This window comes from Mycobacterium sp. SMC-11, assembly GCF_046250095.1.
GTDB lineage: Bacteria > Actinomycetota > Actinomycetes > Mycobacteriales > Mycobacteriaceae > Mycobacterium > Mycobacterium heraklionense_A.
Genome location: NZ_CP176430.1, coordinates 3938460 through 3954774, shown reverse-complemented (window position 1 = coordinate 3954774; position 16315 = coordinate 3938460). Strand labels below are relative to the sequence as shown.

The 16315-nt window shown below is 65.6% G+C and carries 18 protein-coding genes; 5 read left to right on the top strand and 13 right to left on the bottom strand.

Annotation, left to right across the window (positions count from 1 at the left end; genetic code table 11):
- Window position 1: 1 nt before the first annotated feature.
- Both ACKY0X_RS18795 and ACKY0X_RS18790 read right to left on the bottom strand, forming a co-directional pair.
- Window positions 2-1459 carry an aldehyde dehydrogenase family protein gene (locus ACKY0X_RS18795; protein ID WP_409427256.1) on the bottom strand — a complete coding sequence of 486 codons (1458 nt, stop codon included), beginning with the start codon at window positions 1457-1459 and terminating at the stop codon, window positions 2-4.
- A 291-nt stretch (window positions 1460-1750) separates the two neighbouring features.
- Entirely contained in the window at window positions 1751-2404 is a 654-nt protein-coding gene (locus ACKY0X_RS18790) for a TetR/AcrR family transcriptional regulator (RefSeq protein WP_082981039.1), read from the bottom strand.
- 220 nt (window positions 2405-2624) lie between these two features.
- On the opposite strand from ACKY0X_RS18790, the gene ACKY0X_RS18785 reads away from it, so the two are divergent.
- Window positions 2625-3797, top strand: a complete 1173-nt coding sequence (locus ACKY0X_RS18785) for an acyl-CoA dehydrogenase family protein (protein WP_409427255.1) — start codon at window positions 2625-2627, stop codon at window positions 3795-3797.
- A gap of 85 nt (window positions 3798-3882) precedes the next feature.
- On the opposite strand, the gene ACKY0X_RS18780 is transcribed toward ACKY0X_RS18785, so the two are convergent.
- The 7 genes from ACKY0X_RS18780 to ACKY0X_RS18750 are packed head-to-tail and all read right to left on the bottom strand — an operon-like array spanning window position 3883 to window position 9621.
- Window positions 3883-4686: an acyl-CoA dehydrogenase family protein gene (locus ACKY0X_RS18780; protein WP_409427254.1), complete on the bottom strand. Its 804-nt coding sequence runs from the start codon at window positions 4684-4686 to the stop codon at window positions 3883-3885.
- A gap of 2 nt (window positions 4687-4688) precedes the next feature.
- Window positions 4689-5855, bottom strand: coding sequence for an acyl-CoA dehydrogenase family protein (locus tag ACKY0X_RS18775; RefSeq protein WP_409427253.1), 1167 nt, complete (start codon window positions 5853-5855; stop codon window positions 4689-4691).
- Between the two features lie 2 nt (window positions 5856-5857).
- On the bottom strand, window positions 5858-6280 hold the full coding sequence (locus tag ACKY0X_RS18770) for a nuclear transport factor 2 family protein (RefSeq protein WP_409427252.1): 423 nt from the start codon (window positions 6278-6280) through the stop codon (window positions 5858-5860).
- A complete protein-coding gene (locus tag ACKY0X_RS18765) occupies window positions 6264-7484 on the bottom strand; it encodes an amidohydrolase family protein (RefSeq protein ID WP_409429698.1) in 1221 nt (406 codons plus the stop codon). The genes ACKY0X_RS18770 and ACKY0X_RS18765 overlap by 17 nt, the downstream gene beginning before the upstream one ends.
- A 2-nt stretch (window positions 7485-7486) precedes the next feature.
- Complete coding sequence (locus ACKY0X_RS18760) at window positions 7487-7810, bottom strand: hypothetical protein (RefSeq protein WP_409427251.1); 324 nt, start codon at window positions 7808-7810, stop codon at window positions 7487-7489.
- A complete protein-coding gene (locus tag ACKY0X_RS18755) occupies window positions 7794-9071 on the bottom strand; it encodes an aromatic ring-hydroxylating oxygenase subunit alpha (RefSeq protein WP_409427250.1) in 1278 nt (425 codons plus the stop codon). The genes ACKY0X_RS18760 and ACKY0X_RS18755 overlap by 17 nt, the downstream gene beginning before the upstream one ends.
- A gap of 4 nt (window positions 9072-9075) precedes the next feature.
- Window positions 9076-9621, bottom strand: coding sequence for a carboxymuconolactone decarboxylase family protein (locus ACKY0X_RS18750; RefSeq protein WP_409427249.1), 546 nt, complete (start codon window positions 9619-9621; stop codon window positions 9076-9078).
- Between the two features lie 258 nt (window positions 9622-9879).
- Between ACKY0X_RS18750 and ACKY0X_RS18745 the strand changes: the two genes are divergently transcribed.
- The 4 genes from ACKY0X_RS18745 (at window position 9880) to ACKY0X_RS18730 (ending at window position 13074) form a co-directional block, all read left to right on the top strand.
- Complete coding sequence (locus ACKY0X_RS18745; protein WP_409427248.1) at window positions 9880-11160, top strand: amidohydrolase family protein; 1281 nt, start codon at window positions 9880-9882, stop codon at window positions 11158-11160.
- A gap of 110 nt (window positions 11161-11270) precedes the next feature.
- Complete coding sequence (locus tag ACKY0X_RS18740) at window positions 11271-12566, top strand: cytochrome P450 (protein ID WP_409427247.1); 1296 nt, start codon at window positions 11271-11273, stop codon at window positions 12564-12566.
- Complete coding sequence (locus ACKY0X_RS18735) at window positions 12563-12769, top strand: ferredoxin (protein WP_065040908.1); 207 nt, start codon at window positions 12563-12565, stop codon at window positions 12767-12769. Before ACKY0X_RS18740 ends, ACKY0X_RS18735 begins: the two co-directional genes overlap by 4 nt.
- Complete coding sequence (locus tag ACKY0X_RS18730) at window positions 12769-13074, top strand: DUF1330 domain-containing protein (RefSeq protein ID WP_409427246.1); 306 nt, start codon at window positions 12769-12771, stop codon at window positions 13072-13074. Before ACKY0X_RS18735 ends, ACKY0X_RS18730 begins: the two co-directional genes overlap by 1 nt.
- A 14-nt stretch (window positions 13075-13088) precedes the next feature.
- On the opposite strand, the gene ACKY0X_RS18725 is transcribed toward ACKY0X_RS18730, so the two are convergent.
- The 4 genes from ACKY0X_RS18725 to ACKY0X_RS18710 all read right to left on the bottom strand — a co-directional run bounded on the left by ACKY0X_RS18725 (window position 13089) and on the right by ACKY0X_RS18710 (window position 16298).
- Window positions 13089-13298 (bottom strand): ferredoxin, encoded by a 210-nt coding sequence (locus ACKY0X_RS18725; protein WP_409427245.1) that lies wholly within the window; start codon window positions 13296-13298, stop codon window positions 13089-13091.
- 8 nt (window positions 13299-13306) lie between these two features.
- Window positions 13307-14509, bottom strand: coding sequence for a cytochrome P450 (locus ACKY0X_RS18720; RefSeq protein WP_409427244.1), 1203 nt, complete (start codon window positions 14507-14509; stop codon window positions 13307-13309).
- Between the two features lie 113 nt (window positions 14510-14622).
- The gene (locus ACKY0X_RS18715) at window positions 14623-15441 is read right to left on the bottom strand and encodes an NAD(P)-dependent oxidoreductase (RefSeq protein ID WP_409427243.1); all 819 of its coding nucleotides are present in this window, start codon (window positions 15439-15441) and stop codon (window positions 14623-14625) included.
- Window positions 15417-16298: an alpha/beta hydrolase gene (locus ACKY0X_RS18710; protein WP_409429697.1), complete on the bottom strand. Its 882-nt coding sequence runs from the start codon at window positions 16296-16298 to the stop codon at window positions 15417-15419. Before ACKY0X_RS18710 ends, ACKY0X_RS18715 begins: the two co-directional genes overlap by 25 nt.
- Window positions 16299-16315: the final 17 nt, after the last annotated feature.

The window sequence follows — 16315 nt, the reverse complement described above, 5'->3', positions numbered from 1 at the left end:
GCTACATCTGCGCCCAGACGATCTTCGTCTGGAGGTAGGTCTCGATACCCGCCTTGCCGGATTCGTAGCCCCAGCCGGACTGCTTGTATCCGCCGAACGGCATCGAGTGGTCGAACTGCATCTGACAGTTCAGTCCGACCGTTCCGGCCTTGAGCCGCTTGGCCAGTCGATGCGCCCGGCCCAGGTTCGACGTCCACGCGGTCGCGGCCAGTCCGTAAGTGCTGTTGTTGGCCAGGGCGATCGCCTCGTCGTCGTCGTCGAACGGCAGGATCGTGACCACCGGGCCGAAGATCTCCTCCTGGAACAGCCGGCTGGAGTCGGGGTCGACGCCGGTGACCACGGTGGGGTGCACGAAATAGCCCTTTCGGTCTAGCCGGTGGCCACCGGTGACCAGCTCGTTGCCGTCGGCCTTGCCCTGCTCGAGGTAGCCGAGCACCCGGGTCAGCTGCTTCTGGCTGATCAGCGGACCGACCATGACGCCTTCGTCCTTCGGACCGCCGAGCTGCATCATGTTGGCCATGTTGGCGATGCCTTCCACGACCCGCTCGTAGACGCCGCGCTGGGCGAAGATGCGCGAGCCGCACACGCAGGCCTGCCCGGAGTGCACGAAGGTGCCGAACGCCGCCATGGTGATGGCCATGTCGATGTCGGCGTCGTCGTAGATCAATACCGGCGACTTGCCGCCGAGTTCCAGGGTGACCTTGTTGAGATTGCTTGCCGCAGAGGCGCGCACGATCTCACGACCGACCTCGGTGGATCCGGTGAACGCGACCTTGTCCACGTCTGGATGCGCGGTGATCGCCGCACCGGCGGTGTGGCCGTAGCCGAGCACCATGTTGACCACGCCGTCGGGAACGCCGGCCTCGTGCAGGATGCGGTCCAGTACCAGCGCCGACAGCGGGGTCTCCTCGGCCGGTTTGACCACACTGCTGCAGCCCGCGGCCAGCGACGGCGCCAGCTTGGCGCAGAAGTTGAAGACCGGACCGTTCCACGGGAAGATCAGCCCCACCACGTCATAGGGCTCGCGCAGCGTGTAGACGTGCTGATGCGACTCGATGCCGGTCAGGCCACCGGTGTTCACATCGCGGGCGATGCCGTCGATCTTGGTGCACCAGCCGGCGTAGTAACGGAACCACTCCGAGCCCACTTTGGTGATGATCGCGGCCTGCGAGGCCGGAATGCCGGCGTTGATCGACTCCAGTTCGGCGAGGATCTCCGCGTTCTCGTCGATGAGGTCGGCGACTTTCCACAGCACCTTGGCCCGGTCGTAGTCGGCCATCTGCGACCACACCCCGGATTCGGCGGTGGCCTTGGCCCGGGCGACGGCGTCGTTGACCGCTTCGGGTCCGCAGTCGGTGAATTCGGTCAGCTGCTCTTCAGTGGCCGGATCGATGATCGGAATCACGTCTCCGGTGCCGGGGACCTTACGGATGTCGTCCAACACCGTCTGCACCGACATGGATAATCCCCTTCTCGCATTCGGATAATTGCGTTTGCACGAGGGTATGTGGTTCCCCAGCCGATGTCTAGGGTTGGCGGTGGTCTGCGGCTCAGGCGATCGCGAGCGCGGCGGAGCCGGGCGAAGCGGGTCGCCGTGTGGCGGCTTAGGCGATCGCGAGCGCGGCGGAGCCGGGCGAAGCGGGTCGCCGTGTGGCGGCTTAGGCGATCGCGAGCGCGGCGGAGCCGGGCGAAGCGGGTCGCCGTGTGGCGGCTAGTCGGCGTCGGGCCTGTTCGGGTGTAGCCGGCCGGCTCAGTTGCGCCCGAAGCCGTGCGCGCAGAAGTCCCAGACTTCCTCGGCGGTCAGGGGATTGACCGCCGGATCGGCTGAGGCCGGGCTGGATTGGGCGTTGAACATGACCGTCTGCATGACCATGGCCGCCACCCGCCGGGGATTGGCGCCGGTGCGCAGTCGGCCGGCGTCGGCAGCTTGTTCGGTCAGCTCGGCGAGCAACTCCAACAGCGGCGTGTGGGCGACACGGACTTCGACGGGATGGGTGAGCAGCAGGGTCGGGGCGAAATCGGTGAAGAGCGGTCGTTTGGCGGCCGGGTCCGGGCGCGACGACTCGAACAGCAACTCCACGGCGACCTTGAGGCGTTCCAGGGGATCGGAATGATTGGCCGTCGCCGCGCGAATCTGGTCGGCGGCGCGGCTCAGGGCGTCTTCGAAAAGGGCCAGCAACAGCTCGTGCTTGCCGTCGAATTGCAGGTAGAAGCTGCGCAGCGACTGGCGTGAGCGGTCCACGACCTCCTGGACGGTGAAGTCCGTGCTGCCCTTTTCGATGATGATCGACTGTGCGGCATCCAGAAACCGCTGGACGCGTTGCGCCGCGCGGATCTTCGCCGTCTTGATTGAGCGTTCGACCGCGCGCTGCTTCCAGGCGGGTTCTTCGCTCGGATTGGTCACCGGCGTTCCGGACGCTGCGGTGACCGAGACATGGCGCAACTGTACTGGACGCAAACGCACCGGTGGCGCAGCACACCGGCGTGGGGGTGACGATTCAGAGATCGTAACTTCTCCATTCGAGAATGATATTCTCATATCCGCGTCTAGGGAAGCGGACGGGCAAGATCGACGGCCGCTTGCGAATCGGGTAACCCGGGCGCCCGAGTCGAGGAGTTCTCCAGTGCAATTGACCTTTGATCCTGAAGTCGAGAACTTCCGTGCCGAGTTCTCGGCTTTCCTCGACGAGCATCTGCCCTCCGATGCCGACGCTTTGGAACGGTCGCATTCGTGCTCGGACGTGCCGGATTGGGCTCGCCGGTGGCAGCGGCTGTTGTTCGACAATGGCTGGCTGCTGCCGGCGAATCCGCCCGAATTCGGCGGCCGCAACGCCACGATCCTGCAGCAGTACGTGCACTCTGAAGAACTGTCCCGCCGGCGTATCTACCCCAGCTTCAACCCGCAAGGGGTGGGGATCATCGCCGCCTCGCTGCTGTCGTTCGGCACCGAGGAGCAGAAACATCGTTGGGCGGTGCCGATTCTGCGGGCCGAGATCACCGCGTCGCTGGGGATGAGCGAGCCTGGCGCCGGATCGGACTTGGCCGGCCTACAGACCCGGGCGGTGCTCAAGGGTGACCACTTCGTGGTCAACGGACAGAAGGTCTGGACCTCCGGCGCCCACGATGCCGACGTGCTGCTGACCTTCGTCCGCACCGACCCGGATGCACCGAAACACAAGGGCATCAGTGTGCTGCTGATCCCCACCGACACCGAAGGCGTTGTGCGACGGCCCTTTGCATCGGCCTGTGCGCACGACGACATCGACTTCAATGAGGTGTTCTTCACCGACGTCCGGGTTCCTGCCGAGAATTTGGTGGGGCCACTCAACGGCGGCTGGGGAGTGGCCAACGGCTCACTCGGTCACGAACGCACGCTGCTGTGGATGAGCTTCGCCGACCGGCTACGTGATCTGATTCATGACTTCAGCCCGGTGGCTGCGCTGGACCGTGACCGCTTCGCCACGCTGCTGATGGATAACGAGGCGCTGCGGCTGCTGGGCTCGGTGGCCCTGGCGCAGGCCGCGCGCGGTGAGCAGGACGTGCCCGCACTGTCGGTGCTCAAACTGCTGGGTTCAGAAGCCGTGCAGAACGCCGCCGAACACGCGCTCGACAATGCGGGTGCGGCCGGCCTGATCCACCCCGGCAGCTCCGGTACCTACATGCCGCTCAACGAGGATCACGCCTCTGGAAGCTGGTTCGACCGGTACCTGCGCAGTTTCTCCGGAACCATTGCCGGCGGCACCTCGGAGATCCAGCGCAACATCATCGCGCAACGGGTGCTCGGCCTGCCGCGCTAGCCGCGACTGGCTCACCGCCTCGCGAGCGGCAATTCACCGACGCCGTAACGGCGTGTCTCGTCGCGAAATTGCCACTCGGCGACGGTCAAAGCTGCACCATGCGCGGCGCCGAGCCGCGCGCCCGCAGGCCGCCGCCGACCTGGCGGGTCAACTCGCGCGCATTGCCGAGCAAACCGTCGAGCACCAGGACCCGCTGGATGTGGCGGTGCAGATCGTGTTCCGCGGTGAAGCCGACGCCGCCGAGCACCTGCTGGCAGTGCTTGGCCGCGGTCAGTGCGGCCTTTCCCGCGGCGGCCTTGGCCAATATGGACGTCAGGTCCGGGCTGTCGATGACGGGCACGGTGAGAGTGGCCTCGGCGCCCTCGATGGCGACCAGGGTCTCGGCCAGTCGATGCTGAACGGCTTGGAAGGACGCGATCGGTTTGCCGAACTGCACGCGGTCGGTTGCGTGCTGGCGGGCCAGCGTCAACATCGCTCGCGCCGAGCCGACCAGCCACCATCCCAACGCGCGGCGGGCCTCACCCAGGCGCATGAGTTCCCCGCCGGGTATCTGGCGCAACGGAAGCCCACCAAGAACGGGGTTGGGGTCGCGCTCGCTGCGCTCCCAGATCACCCATCGGCCACCGGCGTAGGGCATCGGGGGAGTGCCGCCGGGCAAGCCGCCAATGGTCTCCAGGATCACGTCGTTGAGTACCGAGGCATGCGCCCCGGTCTCGCCGAGCAACCGAAACACCAGCGGGATTGCCAAATCCGGTTCTTCGGACAGCATTTCCGCCCAACCGAGTTCGGCCAGGGCTTGGTCCAGCGCAGCGCCGGACGACGACGCCATGGTCTTACGCAGGGTGTCTTCCAGCAGAACGAGCGAGGCGGTGTCCATTCCGGTGGTCATCGTCACTCCTTGGGAAGATCGAGCAGTCGGCGGGCGATGATGTTGCGCTGAACCTCGGCGGTACCGCCGTAGATGGTGGCCGCCCGGGAGTACAGGTACTCGGCGCGCCACTCGCCCTCGTCCAGCTCGATGACGCCCGGCAGCAGGTCGCGCGCGGTGTCATAGAGCAACTGTTCGGCGCTGGCCAGCAACACCTTGTCCACCGAGGTGTCCGGGCCCAGCCGATGCCCGTCGGCCAGCCGGTGCTGGGTGGCACGGGAACGGCAGCGCAAGGTGTGCAACGCCAGATACACCGCCCCCAAGTCGTTATCGACCGCGGCGCCTTGGCGCTTCACCTCGGCGATCAGCGCATCGAAGCGTGAGTACAGGTAGGCGATGCGTTGCCAGAAGCAGGTGGAGCGCTCGTAGGGGAGCAGGTCCATGGCCAGCTGCCAGCCGTCGCCGGGCTTGCCGAGCATCCGCGAACCGTCGACGACGACATCATCGAAGTAGACCTCGCAGAACTCGTCGACGCCGTGCATGGTGCGCAGCGGGCGCACATCGATACCCGGGGTGTCGGTGTCGACGAAGAAGGCGGTGATCGCCTGGTGATTCGGCGTCTCGGCGTCCCCGGTGCGGGTCAGCAGAATGCAGCGCTGCGCGTACTGGGCGAAGCTGGTCCAGACTTTCTGGCCGTTGATCACCCACTGGTCGCCCCGCGGGACGGCGCGAGTGGTCAGTGATGCCAGGTCGCTGCCGGATCCTGGCTCGGAAAAACCCTGGCACCATTGTTCTTTGCCGCTGAGCAACTTTGGGACCATCTCAGCGGCCAACTCCGGGGTGGCGTAGTCGATCATCGTCGGCGCCAGCACCTCGAGCATGGAGTAGGGGCCCGGTTCCACCAGTCGCTGCCCGACCACCTCCTCACCCACGATGGCGCGCAGCATGGCCGGTCCGCCCAGGCCGCCGGCATGCTCGGGCCAGCCGTAGCGGCTCCACCCGACCTCGTAGAGCGCCCGCTGCACCCGGGCGAACTGATGCAGATGTGCCTTCAGGGAGTGATCGGGAGGCGGTGTCAGATCCGTGGATTCGAGCCAGGCGCGGAGTTGCGTGCGGAACTCCGCGGGATCGTGCAGCGCACTGGTCCCCGGTGCTGATGGCCCGATGTCTCCTCCGGCCGGCGCCGTCATCGTCATCGGGCTTCGGGCCTGCCGACGGCGTGCGGGCGCCCCGCGTCATGCGCGCCGCTGCGCCGGATGAACGTCATCTTGCGGGTCCGCAGTCGCCAGCCGTCGGCGGTTCGCACATAGGTGTCGTTGTAGTAGCCGATCCGCATGTCGTGGCTGGCGTGGTCGATGAAGCACAGCGGCTGAGTGCCGGTCGCGGTGTCGCCGTCCAACTCGATCACCGGGGTGCCGGTCATGAACAGGCCCTTGGGCGCGGCGTCGACCAACACCGGAAACCGGTCCAGCGAATAGGTTTCGCCGAATGCGCTGTAGGTGCCGTCCGGGGTGAACACGGCCACCAGCCCGTCGATGTCGCCCTGGGTGATGGTCACCGCGTAGCGGGCCAGCGTCTGCTGAATCTCGACCAGGTCGTCAGTTCTTGTTGACATATACCTTGCCGCCTTTCATGACGAAGTTCACGTTGCGGGTGACGGTGATGTCGGCCAGCGGATCACCGGGAACTGCGATGACATCGGCGAGTAGCCCCTCGGCCAGGCGGCCGCGGTCGGCTGCGTTGATGAGCTCGGCGGCCGTCACGGTCGCCGCCCGCAGCACCGCGGCCGGCGGCATGCCCCACTCCACCAGGGTGACCAGTTCGTCGGCATTGCGGCCGTGCGGGATCGCGGGCGCGTCGGTGCCGACGGCGATCTTCACCCCGGCTTCGTAGGCCGCCTTGATCGAGGTGCGGGCCTTGGGGAACATCTCGGCGGCCTTGGCCTGTAGTTCGGCCGGCGCTTTGGAGACGTCCATGGCCTCGGCCAGCCGCCGCGTGGTGACCAGGAAGCGGTCGTTCTCGACGAGCATTGCGATGGCTTCGTCGTCCATCAAGAAGCCGTGCTCGATGCAGTCGATGCCGCAGGCCACCGCGTGTTTGACGGCCTCGGCGCCGTGGGTGTGTGCGGCCACGCGCAGTCCTCGCCGGTGCGCCTCGTCGACGATCACACGCAGCTCTTCGTCCGAATAGTGTTGTGCTCCTGCCTCTCCGGTCAGAGACATGACACCGCCGGAGCAGCACACCTTGATCAACTGTGCGCCGTGTTTGATCTGGTAGCGGACCGCCTTGCGGATCTCGTCGACACCGTTGGCGATGCCTTCCTCGACGGTCAGCTCCAGCACGCCCGGCATGAACGCCGCGAACATCGTCGGGTCCAGGTGTCCGCCGGTGGGGGTGATCGCGTGGCCGGCCGGCACCACGCGCGGCCCCTCGATCCATCCGGCGTCGATCGCCTTGGCCAGCGCTACGTCGAGTAGGTATCCGCCGGTTTTGACGAACAGTCCCAGGTTGCGCACCGTGGTGAACCCGGCGCGCAGGGTGCGCCGGGCGTTGCCCACCGCACGCAGCACCCGTGTCGGCGGATCATCCTGCACTTGGGACAGGCCGGGGTTCTCGCCACGGCCGCCCATCAACAGGTTGACTTCCATGTCCATCAACCCGGGCAGCAGGATCGAGTCGCCGAGGTCGATGACCTCGTCGGTCACAGCGGTGCCCTCGCCGACGCCAGCGATCCGGTCACCGTCGATATGCAGCACACCAGGCCGGACGATCTCTCCGGCGTCGACGTCCAGCAGCCCGGCCGCCTTGAGCGTCAGCACCCCTAGATCACCGGCTCGCTGAGCAGTTCCACCCACGCCGCGCCGCTGTCCGGGACGCGCGGTTGTTTCCATGCCTCGATCGGGAACGACACCATGACGAGGGATTGCATGATGTGCATGAGAGTCTTTGCGTCATCTGGCAAGTCGTCCAGCGGAAACTTGTCACAGTACGTAACGACGTCGCCCAGCATCGGGAACGCAGCGTCGTAGAACTCCTGCATCTCGGTCATGGATGACGCCAGCCGCTTGGCGTAGCGGTCGGGCTCATGAGCCAGGTCCCAGTCCAAATAGGGTTCCAGGGCGGCGAACTCAGACGGTAGCGGCATTTTGGTACTCCTTCACGAAGTCGCGGTTCACCTTGTGCAGGTGGCGGATAAGGATCTCTTGGTCGCACAGCAGGAAGTCCTTGACGGCCTTGGTGCCGATCATCGTCTGAGTGGCTTCCAGGGTGTTGGCGTCCTGTAGCGCGTATTCCTTGAACGTGACGGCGGCCAGCTCCTGGGCCAGGCGTTCGCGGGCATTCTTCGGCGGCACGAAGTACAGGTTGGCCTCGAAGGTGTGCTTGTCGACGGCGGTCGGCCAGTACTGGTAGGTCAGGTACCAACCCGGCTCCCAGATCAGCAGCATGAAGTTGGGGTAGAAGAGCCACGAGTCGATGCCCCACTGCGGCACTCGCTTGACGTTCACGCCCGGCGGCAGATCCTTGAGGTTGGCGATGAGATCCGGCTTGTCCCACGGGCCGAACAGTCCGCTGCGCAGCACCTGGTCCAATGGCTTGACCATCGACATGTCGGGGGGCGGCGCCTGGCCACCCCAGGTCGATTGCAGGCTGTGCGGGCCGGCCAGTTCGTAGTGCAGCGCTTCGTAGCCGAACTTCTGGATCTTGGCGGCTTCCTCCTTGGTGTACTGCCCCTGGTGCAGGATCGGCGCGTGGTAGAACTCGATGAACGCGTCGATGAAGAGCTTCCAGTTGCTGCCGACCTCGGCGCGGTAGGAGTAGGTCTCGGTCATCTCGCCGAACGGGTAGCCCTCGATTCCCTTGGCCAGCGGCCCGAGGTAGTCGGCAAGCGGCTGCGCGTTGTCGTCGAAGTTGACGAAGATGAAGCCTTCCCATACTTCGCAGCGCACACCGGCCAGACCGTAGTCGGTCTTGTCGACGTTGAAGAACTCGTCCTCTTGCTGGACAAAGGTCAGGTCGCCGTCCAGGCCGTAGCGCCAGGCGTGATATTTGCAGGTGAACTGTCGGCAGGTACCTGAGGTCTCCTCGTTGGGGAAGTCGTTCCACACCAACTTGTTTCCGCGGTGACGGCAGATGTTGTGGAAGGCACGCACCACGCCGTCTTTGCCTTTGACGACGATGATCGAGGTGCCCTTGCACACAGATGGCAGCTCACGGGTGAAGTAGCTGCCCGTCTTGGGGAGCCGCTCGACGCGTCCCACGTTGATCCACGTGCGCTTGAAGACCGCTTCGCGCTCGGCTTCGAAAAAGGCGGGGTCGATGGAGTCGCTGTAATCGACTGGCTCGGTGCCCAGTTCGGGATAGCTCTGCGTCCAGCTGCCGGCAGCCGGCTTGGGGAAGTGCGCCACGGTACTACCTCTCTGATTCGGGTTCTTCGTCAAGTTCAACGCCAAAGGTGTTGAATGCCATGGCCAACATGCTGTAGCAGCCGACCGTGAAGACGAGTTCCATCAGTTGTTGCTCGTCCAGGTGTTTGGCGAGGATCGCCTCGGTGGCGGGGGAGAGCCGGGAGGCCTCCTCGAGTTCGTCGGCTGCGTTCACCACGGCCTGGTACAGCTCGTCGCGTCCCGCGCCGTGCTGCAGATCCTCGATGTCGGAGTCGGTGAGGCCGGCTTCCTTGCCGATCGTGATGTGGTGCACCCACTCGTATTCGCATCCGCGGCGGTGGGCGGTCCGCAGAATCGCAAGCTCGCGAAGGTTTCCGGGCAGCGATGAGCGGTACAGCAGCTCGACATTGAATTTGAGGAAGGCCCGGGCCAGCTTCGGGTGGTGAACCAGCATGGTCATCGCCGACCCGGCGTCGCGGGAGTTGCGCCGATCGGCGGTCAGCACCTGGGCCAGTGCACGCTGGACCGCCTCCTCGTCCCACTGGGACTCCGACAGCGGAGTCAGGCGCATCGGTTCCTCCTCGTTTACGAGAATCACATTCTCATATTTGACCAACAGATTTCCATGTTTGGCTCGATTGGTCAACACTTCGCCATTTGCGCAGGTGGACGAGTGGGTGCGACGGTGCTCGCCGGGCCCGCTTGCGCCGCGGGCGGCGCAACGCCGTGGGCTTGTGCGAAGGTTGATTCTCCGAAAACGGGAAGATAGTTTTCAGTGGAGACGTCGTTGGAGCGGCCCGCTGTGCCGCGCCCGGAACGGAGGATGGCCGTGAACAAGGACGACATGATTCTGATCAGCGTCGACGACCACACCGTTGAACCACCCGACATGTTCGCCAACCACCTGCCGCGCAAGTACCTCGATGACGCACCGCGTTTGGTGCACAACGCGGATGGTTCCGACTCGTGGCAGTTCCGCGACGTGGTGATCCCCAACGTCGCGCTCAACGCGGTCGCGGGCCGGCCCAAGGAGGAGTATGGGCTGGAGCCGCAGGGCCTCGATGAGATCCGGCCCGGTTGCTACAACGTCGACGAGCGGGTCAAGGACATGAATGCCGGTGGCATTCTGGGCTCGATCTGCTTCCCGTCGTTCCCCGGCTTTGCCGGTCGACTCTTCGCCACCGACGACGCGGACTTCTCGGTGGCGTTGGTGCAGGCCTACAACGACTGGCACATCGACGAATGGTGCGGGGCCTATCCCGGGCGGTTCATTCCGATGGCGATACCGGTGATCTGGGATGCGCAGAAGTGTGCCGACGAGGTGCGGCGGGTGTCCAAGAAGGGCGTGCATGCCCTGACGTTCACCGAGAACCCGGCCGCGATGGGCTACCCGAGTTTCCATGACGCGTATTGGGACCCGCTGTGGCAGGCGCTGTGCGACACCGACATGGTGCTCAACGTGCACATCGGATCGTCCGGCAAGCTGGCCATCACCGCACCCGATGCGCCGATGGATGTGATGATCACCCTGCAGCCGATGAATATCGTCCAAGCCGCCGCGGATCTGTTGTGGTCCCGGCCGATCAAGCAGTATCCGGACCTCAAGATCGCCCTGTCCGAGGGTGGCACCGGGTGGATTCCGTACTTCCTCGAGCGCGTGGATCGCACCTACGAGATGCATTCGACCTGGACCGGTCAGGACTTCGGCGGGAAGGTTCCCTCCGAGGTGTTCCGGGAGCACTTCCTGACCTGTTTCATCTCCGATCCGGTGGGTGTTCAACTGCGCCACCTGATCGGTATCGACAACATCGCCTGGGAGGCCGACTACCCGCACAGCGACTCGATGTGGCCCGGGGCGCCCGAAGAGTTGTGGGATGTACTGACCGCCAACAGCGTGTCCGATGACGACATCAACAAGATGACTCACCAGAACGCCATGCGCTGGTACTCGTTCGATCCGTTCTCGCACATACCCCGTGAGCAGGCAGGAGTCGGCGCGCTGCGGAAGGCTGCCGAGGGCCACGACGTCTCGATCCGTGCGCTCAGCCACCACAAGGATGGCGATCGTCAGGCGAATGCCTTGATGGAAGCCGCCCGGTCGAACAGCTGAGTCGGGCCCGGCCGCGCGGGCAACATTGACGGGCACCGTCGCGATATGAAATTCTATTCACCGGTTACGAGAATGGGATTCTCGGTTGTGAGAGGGAGCGAAACGGCTCGATGGATCCAGACACGATCGACTTCTTCACCGACCAAACGGTGGTCGGCGACCCATACCCCTACCTGCGCGCGCTGCGGGAGCGCTCGCCGGTAACCCGCGAGCCGCACCACGGCGTGACGATGGTGACCGGCTGGGACGAAGCGTGTGCGGTGGCCGGCAACGCCGAGGTGTTCTCCTCGTGTATCGCGGTGACCGGCCCGTTCCCCGGCTTCCCGGTACCGCTCGACGGCGACCTGGGAGGTGAGACCGTCGCGGGCCTGATCGACAAGCATCGCGACCAACTGCCGTTCAGCGACCAGCTGCCGACCCTGGACCCGCCGACGCACACCAACCACCGCGCGCTGCTGATGCGGCTGCTTACCCCCAAGCGCCTCAAGGAGAACGAGGACGCCATGTGGGAACTCGCCGATGCGGTACTCGACGATTTCCTGGCGCCCGGCGCCGGTGAGTTCATCGGCGGCTTCGCGGCCCCGTTCACCCTGCTGGTCATCGCGGACCTGCTGGGCGTCCCGGATGAGGATCGTGACGACTTCGTCAAGAACATGCACCACAACGTCGGTGGTGGGATCGGCAGCACCGACGCCAAGGCGCTGGCGCACAGCCCGTTGGAGTTCCTCTACGCCACGTTCGCCGGCTATGTCGCCGACCGTCGCAGCGCACCGCGCGAGGACGTGCTGACCGGCATGGCGGAGGCGACCTTCCCCGACGGTTCCATTCCGGATCCGATGGACGTGGCCAAGGTTGCCGCCAATGTCTACTCGGCCGGCCAGGAAACCACGGTGCGCCTGCTCGGCTCCGCGCTCAAGATCATCGGGGAGCGGCCCGACATCCAACAGCGACTCCGTGATGACCGCAGTCTGATCCCGAACTTCATCGAGGAGGTGCTGCGCTTCGAAAGCCCGGTCAAGGGCGACTTCCGGCTCTCTCGGGTGGACGCCGAGATCGGCGGGGTGCATGTCCCCGCCGGAACCACGCTGATGGTGCTGGCCGCCGCGGCGAATCGCGATCCGCGCCGTTTCGCCGACCCGGACACCTTCGACCCCGCCCGCTCGAATGCCCGTCAGCACATCACCTTCGGGCGCGGGATCCACAGCTGCCCCGGCTCGCCACTGGCCCGCGCCGAAACCCGCATCGCCCTCGAGCGGCTGCTGGACCGCACCACCGACATCAGGATCTCCGATGAGCTGCACGGCCCCGACGGTGCGCGCCAGTTCCACTACATCCCGACCTACATCCTGCGCGGGCTGATCCAACTGAACCTGGAATTCACCCCGGCCGAGCGGGCTGTGCGATGAAGGCCTGGGTTGACCCGGATCGCTGTGCCGGACACGGCATCTGCACCACGATCTGCCCGCAGGTGTTCGCCATCAACGACGACGGCTACTCCGAGGTCACCGTCGACGAGGTGCCGGCGCAGTTCGAAGACGCGGTCCGCGACGCCATCAAGCAATGCCCAGAACGTGCCATCGACGACGTCACCGACACTCAGGAGAGCTAATGGCGAACGCGCCCAAGGGATATGTCATCTTGACCGAGGCCATTAAGGATCCCGCGGGCATGGTCGCCTACGGCAAGGCGGCGGGGCCGACGATGTCCAACGCCACGATCCTGGCCGTCGAGACCCAGCATGAGGTGCTGGAAGGTGAGTGGCACGGAAACCAAACCGTGGTGCTGGAATTCGAATCCGTGGACGCGGCCCGCGCTTGGTACAACTCCGAGGGTTACCAGGAGGCGGTGAAACTGCGGCAGGCCGCGGCCGAGTGCAACGCGGTGATCCTGTCGGGCTTCCCGGCGCGCCCCTGACGCGGCGAGGACCCCTAGTCGTCGACGTCGACTATCGCCAGGGCCTGGCGGGGGCAACGACGGACCGCCTCGGCGACGTCGCGTTCGGTCTCGGCGGTGATGTCAGGCTTGAGAATGAAGAGGTTGTCGTCGTCATCGACGTGGAACACCTCCGGGTTGATGCCCATGCAGATCGCATTGGATTCGCACAGCCCGTAATCGACCACTACCTGTCGGCGTGACATCGATACCCCTAACGCAACACGCGGACGGGAACGTTCTTCCAGCCGGAGACGTTCTGCATGTGAACTCGTTGCAGGCCAGCCCAATCCACTTCGTAGCGAGGCATGAAGTCCAGCAGCCGCTCCAGGGCGATGACGCTTTCCATCCGGGCCAGCGCCGCCCCCAGGCAGCTGTGAATTCCGTACCCCAGGCCCAGGTGTTGCGCCTGAGTCTGGTCTCGGTCGATGTCGAAGGTATCGGGATCGGTGAACGCTTCGGGATCCCGGTTGGCGGCCGCGGCGATCAAGAACACTGGTTTGCCGGCCGGAATGGTGCCGCCGGCGACGTGCGCTTCCTTGAGGGTGTAGCGGACGTTGTACTGCACCGGGCCCTCGTAACGCAGCAGTTCCTCGACCGCGGCGGGAACCTTGCTGCGATCGTCGAGGAGCTTCTGCCACTGGTCGGGCTGACGGGCGAAGATCACCGCGGCATTGCCGACCAGCTTGGTGACGGTTTCCGCGCCGGCGGCCCCGAGCAGCGAGGCGAATCCGGTGATCTCGATATCGTCGAGGCGTCGCATCTGGCCGTCTTCGCCGGGCATTTCGGCGGCGATCAGCCTGCTGATCATGTCGTCTTGCGGGTCGACGCGCCGTTCCTGGATCAGCCCGTAGTAGTAGGTCGCGGTCTCGATGGTGGCCTGCATGCCGGCCGCGCTGACCTCGATCTGCCCCGGCTCGCGGTGCAGCGAGGTGTCGATCCAGTGCCGCACCTGTTGGCGGTACTCATCGGGTACCCCGGCCATCCGGGTGATGACCTCCACCGGGAACGGCCCGGAGAAGTCCTGCACCACGTCGAAACCGTCGGGGTCGACGGCGCCCAGGAACCGCTCGACCTGTTCGATGACGGTGTCGCGCTGGGCCTGAATCGCACGCGGGGTGAAGGCCTTGTTGAGCAGGCTGCGCATGTGCCGATGATCGGGCGGGTCCATGAAGATGATCATCTTCTGCGGCGCCTCACCCGAGCGCACCATCGCGAGATCGCAGCCGCGGGCCGACGAGTAGGTTTCGAAGTCCTTGAGAGCCGCCGACACGTCTTCGTGTCGCGTCAGCGCGTAGAAATCCTCTTCGGCGTTGTAGTACAGCGGCGCTTCCTCGCGCATGCGCCGATAGATGTCGAACGGGTTCTCGTAATACTCTTCGGAGAACGGGTCGAAGATGAGTTCCGCCTTGGTCATCGAACCTCCTCGGTGCGCCGGACGCTAGGCGAAGACGACGCTGGGACGATGGACTATAACCGCTACTGTAAGACAAACGGCAGCTTGTCGGAAGGGGTCACCGCAGACCGGTGTCACCGGGGGTGATCCATCAGCGCCAGCGCCGCATCGGCGGCATCGAGCACCGCGCCGGGATTCGCCCCGGCCCGCTCCGCCAAGTCGGACACCAATCGGACATCCTTTTGCAGCAGGGCTCCCGCCAGCCCGGCCAACCGGTCCAGGGTGCCGCCGGACCCCCGGATGCTGTTCAGCGCGAAGCTGTTCGCGCTACCACCGGAGACCACCTCGGCGAGCCGATCGGTGGCGACGCCCAACTGCTTGCCCAGAGCCAGCGCGGTGGCGGCAGTACCGAGGTTGGCGGTGAACAACAGATTGTTGAGCAACTTGGTTACTTGGCCGGAGCCAAGATCGCCCAGATGCACCACCGGGTCGGCGTAGGTCTCGAAAACCGGCCGGCAGCGCTCCACGACGTCGGCTTCGCCTCCGGCCATCACCAGTAGCGTGCCGGCCGCTGCGGCCGGGCCGCCCCCGCTCACCGGAGCATCGATCACCGAGACCTGCTGTTCGGCGCAGTGCTGCGCCAACCGGCGACAGGTGTCGGGATGGACCGTGCTGTGAATCGCGATGATCCCGCCGGGTTGCAAACCGGCCAGCACACCGTTGTCACCCCGGACCACTTCCTCGACGTCGGAGTCACCGACCACACACAGGCAGACCAAGTCGCTCTGGCCGGCCAGCTTGGCGGGGGAGTCGGCGATGCGTGCCTCGGTGTCGGAGAAGGGCTCCAGTGTGCCGTCTCTTCGTGCCCATAACGTCGTGGCGTAGCCGCCCTCGACGATGCGTCGCGCCATCGGCGCGCCCTGGCTGCCTAACCCGATGAATCCGACGCGCATCCGCTGACCTCCGAGTCCCGCGCGACGACGGCGGTCGCGCAATCGTTGACGAATGACAGCACCGAGCGGTGGTACTCCGCGGCGCTGAAGCCGAGGCTGAGATTGTGGCCCGCCTCGGGCTGGTGGTTGCTCGTGAAACCGTCTGCGGCGCTGAAGATGTTGTGGATCTCGCGCTGCGCGTCCGGGCAGGATTCCCAGACCTTCTCGTGTTCGGCGAAGGTGAAGCGCACCGGCACCCGAACCTGTGCGGCCAGGGCCGGAAAATCTCGCCGCGGCCAACTGGCCACCATGTCGGCTTCATACGGTGCACCCGAGGACGCGTTGGTGATCCCGCGCAGCACCGCCTCTGGATACAGCGAGGCGGGCTCCCAGAGCAGTTCGCGCAGACCGGCGGGCCGCTGGCCGGGTCCGGCCGAGCTCAATGCGGTGCGTGCGGCGTCCTGATAGCGCAGCCCGGTGCCGGCCAGTTCCAGACCCAGCAGGTCCGCGCCGCGATCGGCCGCGGCCATCCGCACCGCCAGCTCACAGCCGTTGGAATGCCCCAGCACGAACAGCCCCGCGCCACGTGCCCGTTCGCCAAGGATCCGGTCGACCGCCAGGTAGGCCAGCCGGACGCGTTGCTCGGGCTCGGTCATCGCCTCCGGATACAGGGCCGAACTGCCGTAGCCTGGACGATCCAATGCGATCACGGTGTAGCCCTGCGCCGCACCGGTTCTCAGCAGAGATAGCGTGGGCTGTCCGGGGCAGTCGAAATAGATCGATGTGGTGCCGCCGCCGTGCAGCGCGACGATCACCGCATGCGGATCGGGGACCTCGGCGACCAGTGCCGACATCGGCACGCCGTCGGCGCTGACCATCCGCGGGCGCACCGTGG

Bases quoted from the DNA above. Each gene is read 5' to 3' on its own strand.
- ACKY0X_RS18795 (WP_409427256.1), bottom strand. From the start codon at position 1,459: ATGTCGGTGCAGACGGTGTTGGACGACATCCGTAAGGTCCCCGGCACC.
- ACKY0X_RS18780 (WP_409427254.1), bottom strand. From the start codon at position 4,686: ATGACCACCGGAATGGACACCGCCTCGCTCGTTCTGCTGGAAGACACC.
- ACKY0X_RS18775 (WP_409427253.1), bottom strand. From the start codon at position 5,855: ATGACGGCGCCGGCCGGAGGAGACATCGGGCCATCAGCACCGGGGACC.
- ACKY0X_RS18770 (WP_409427252.1), bottom strand. From the start codon at position 6,280: ATGTCAACAAGAACTGACGACCTGGTCGAGATTCAGCAGACGCTGGCC.
- ACKY0X_RS18760 (WP_409427251.1), bottom strand. From the start codon at position 7,810: ATGCCGCTACCGTCTGAGTTCGCCGCCCTGGAACCCTATTTGGACTGG.
- ACKY0X_RS18750 (WP_409427249.1), bottom strand. From the start codon at position 9,621: ATGCGCCTGACTCCGCTGTCGGAGTCCCAGTGGGACGAGGAGGCGGTC.
- ACKY0X_RS18740 (WP_409427247.1), top strand. From the start codon at position 11,271: ATGGATCCAGACACGATCGACTTCTTCACCGACCAAACGGTGGTCGGC.
- ACKY0X_RS18735 (WP_065040908.1), top strand. From the start codon at position 12,563: ATGAAGGCCTGGGTTGACCCGGATCGCTGTGCCGGACACGGCATCTGC.
- ACKY0X_RS18730 (WP_409427246.1), top strand. From the start codon at position 12,769: ATGGCGAACGCGCCCAAGGGATATGTCATCTTGACCGAGGCCATTAAG.
- ACKY0X_RS18725 (WP_409427245.1), bottom strand. From the start codon at position 13,298: ATGTCACGCCGACAGGTAGTGGTCGATTACGGGCTGTGCGAATCCAAT.
- ACKY0X_RS18720 (WP_409427244.1), bottom strand. From the start codon at position 14,509: ATGACCAAGGCGGAACTCATCTTCGACCCGTTCTCCGAAGAGTATTAC.
- ACKY0X_RS18715 (WP_409427243.1), bottom strand. From the start codon at position 15,441: ATGCGCGTCGGATTCATCGGGTTAGGCAGCCAGGGCGCGCCGATGGCG.
- ACKY0X_RS18710 (WP_409429697.1), bottom strand. From the start codon at position 16,298: ATGGTCAGCGCCGACGGCGTGCCGATGTCGGCACTGGTCGCCGAGGTC.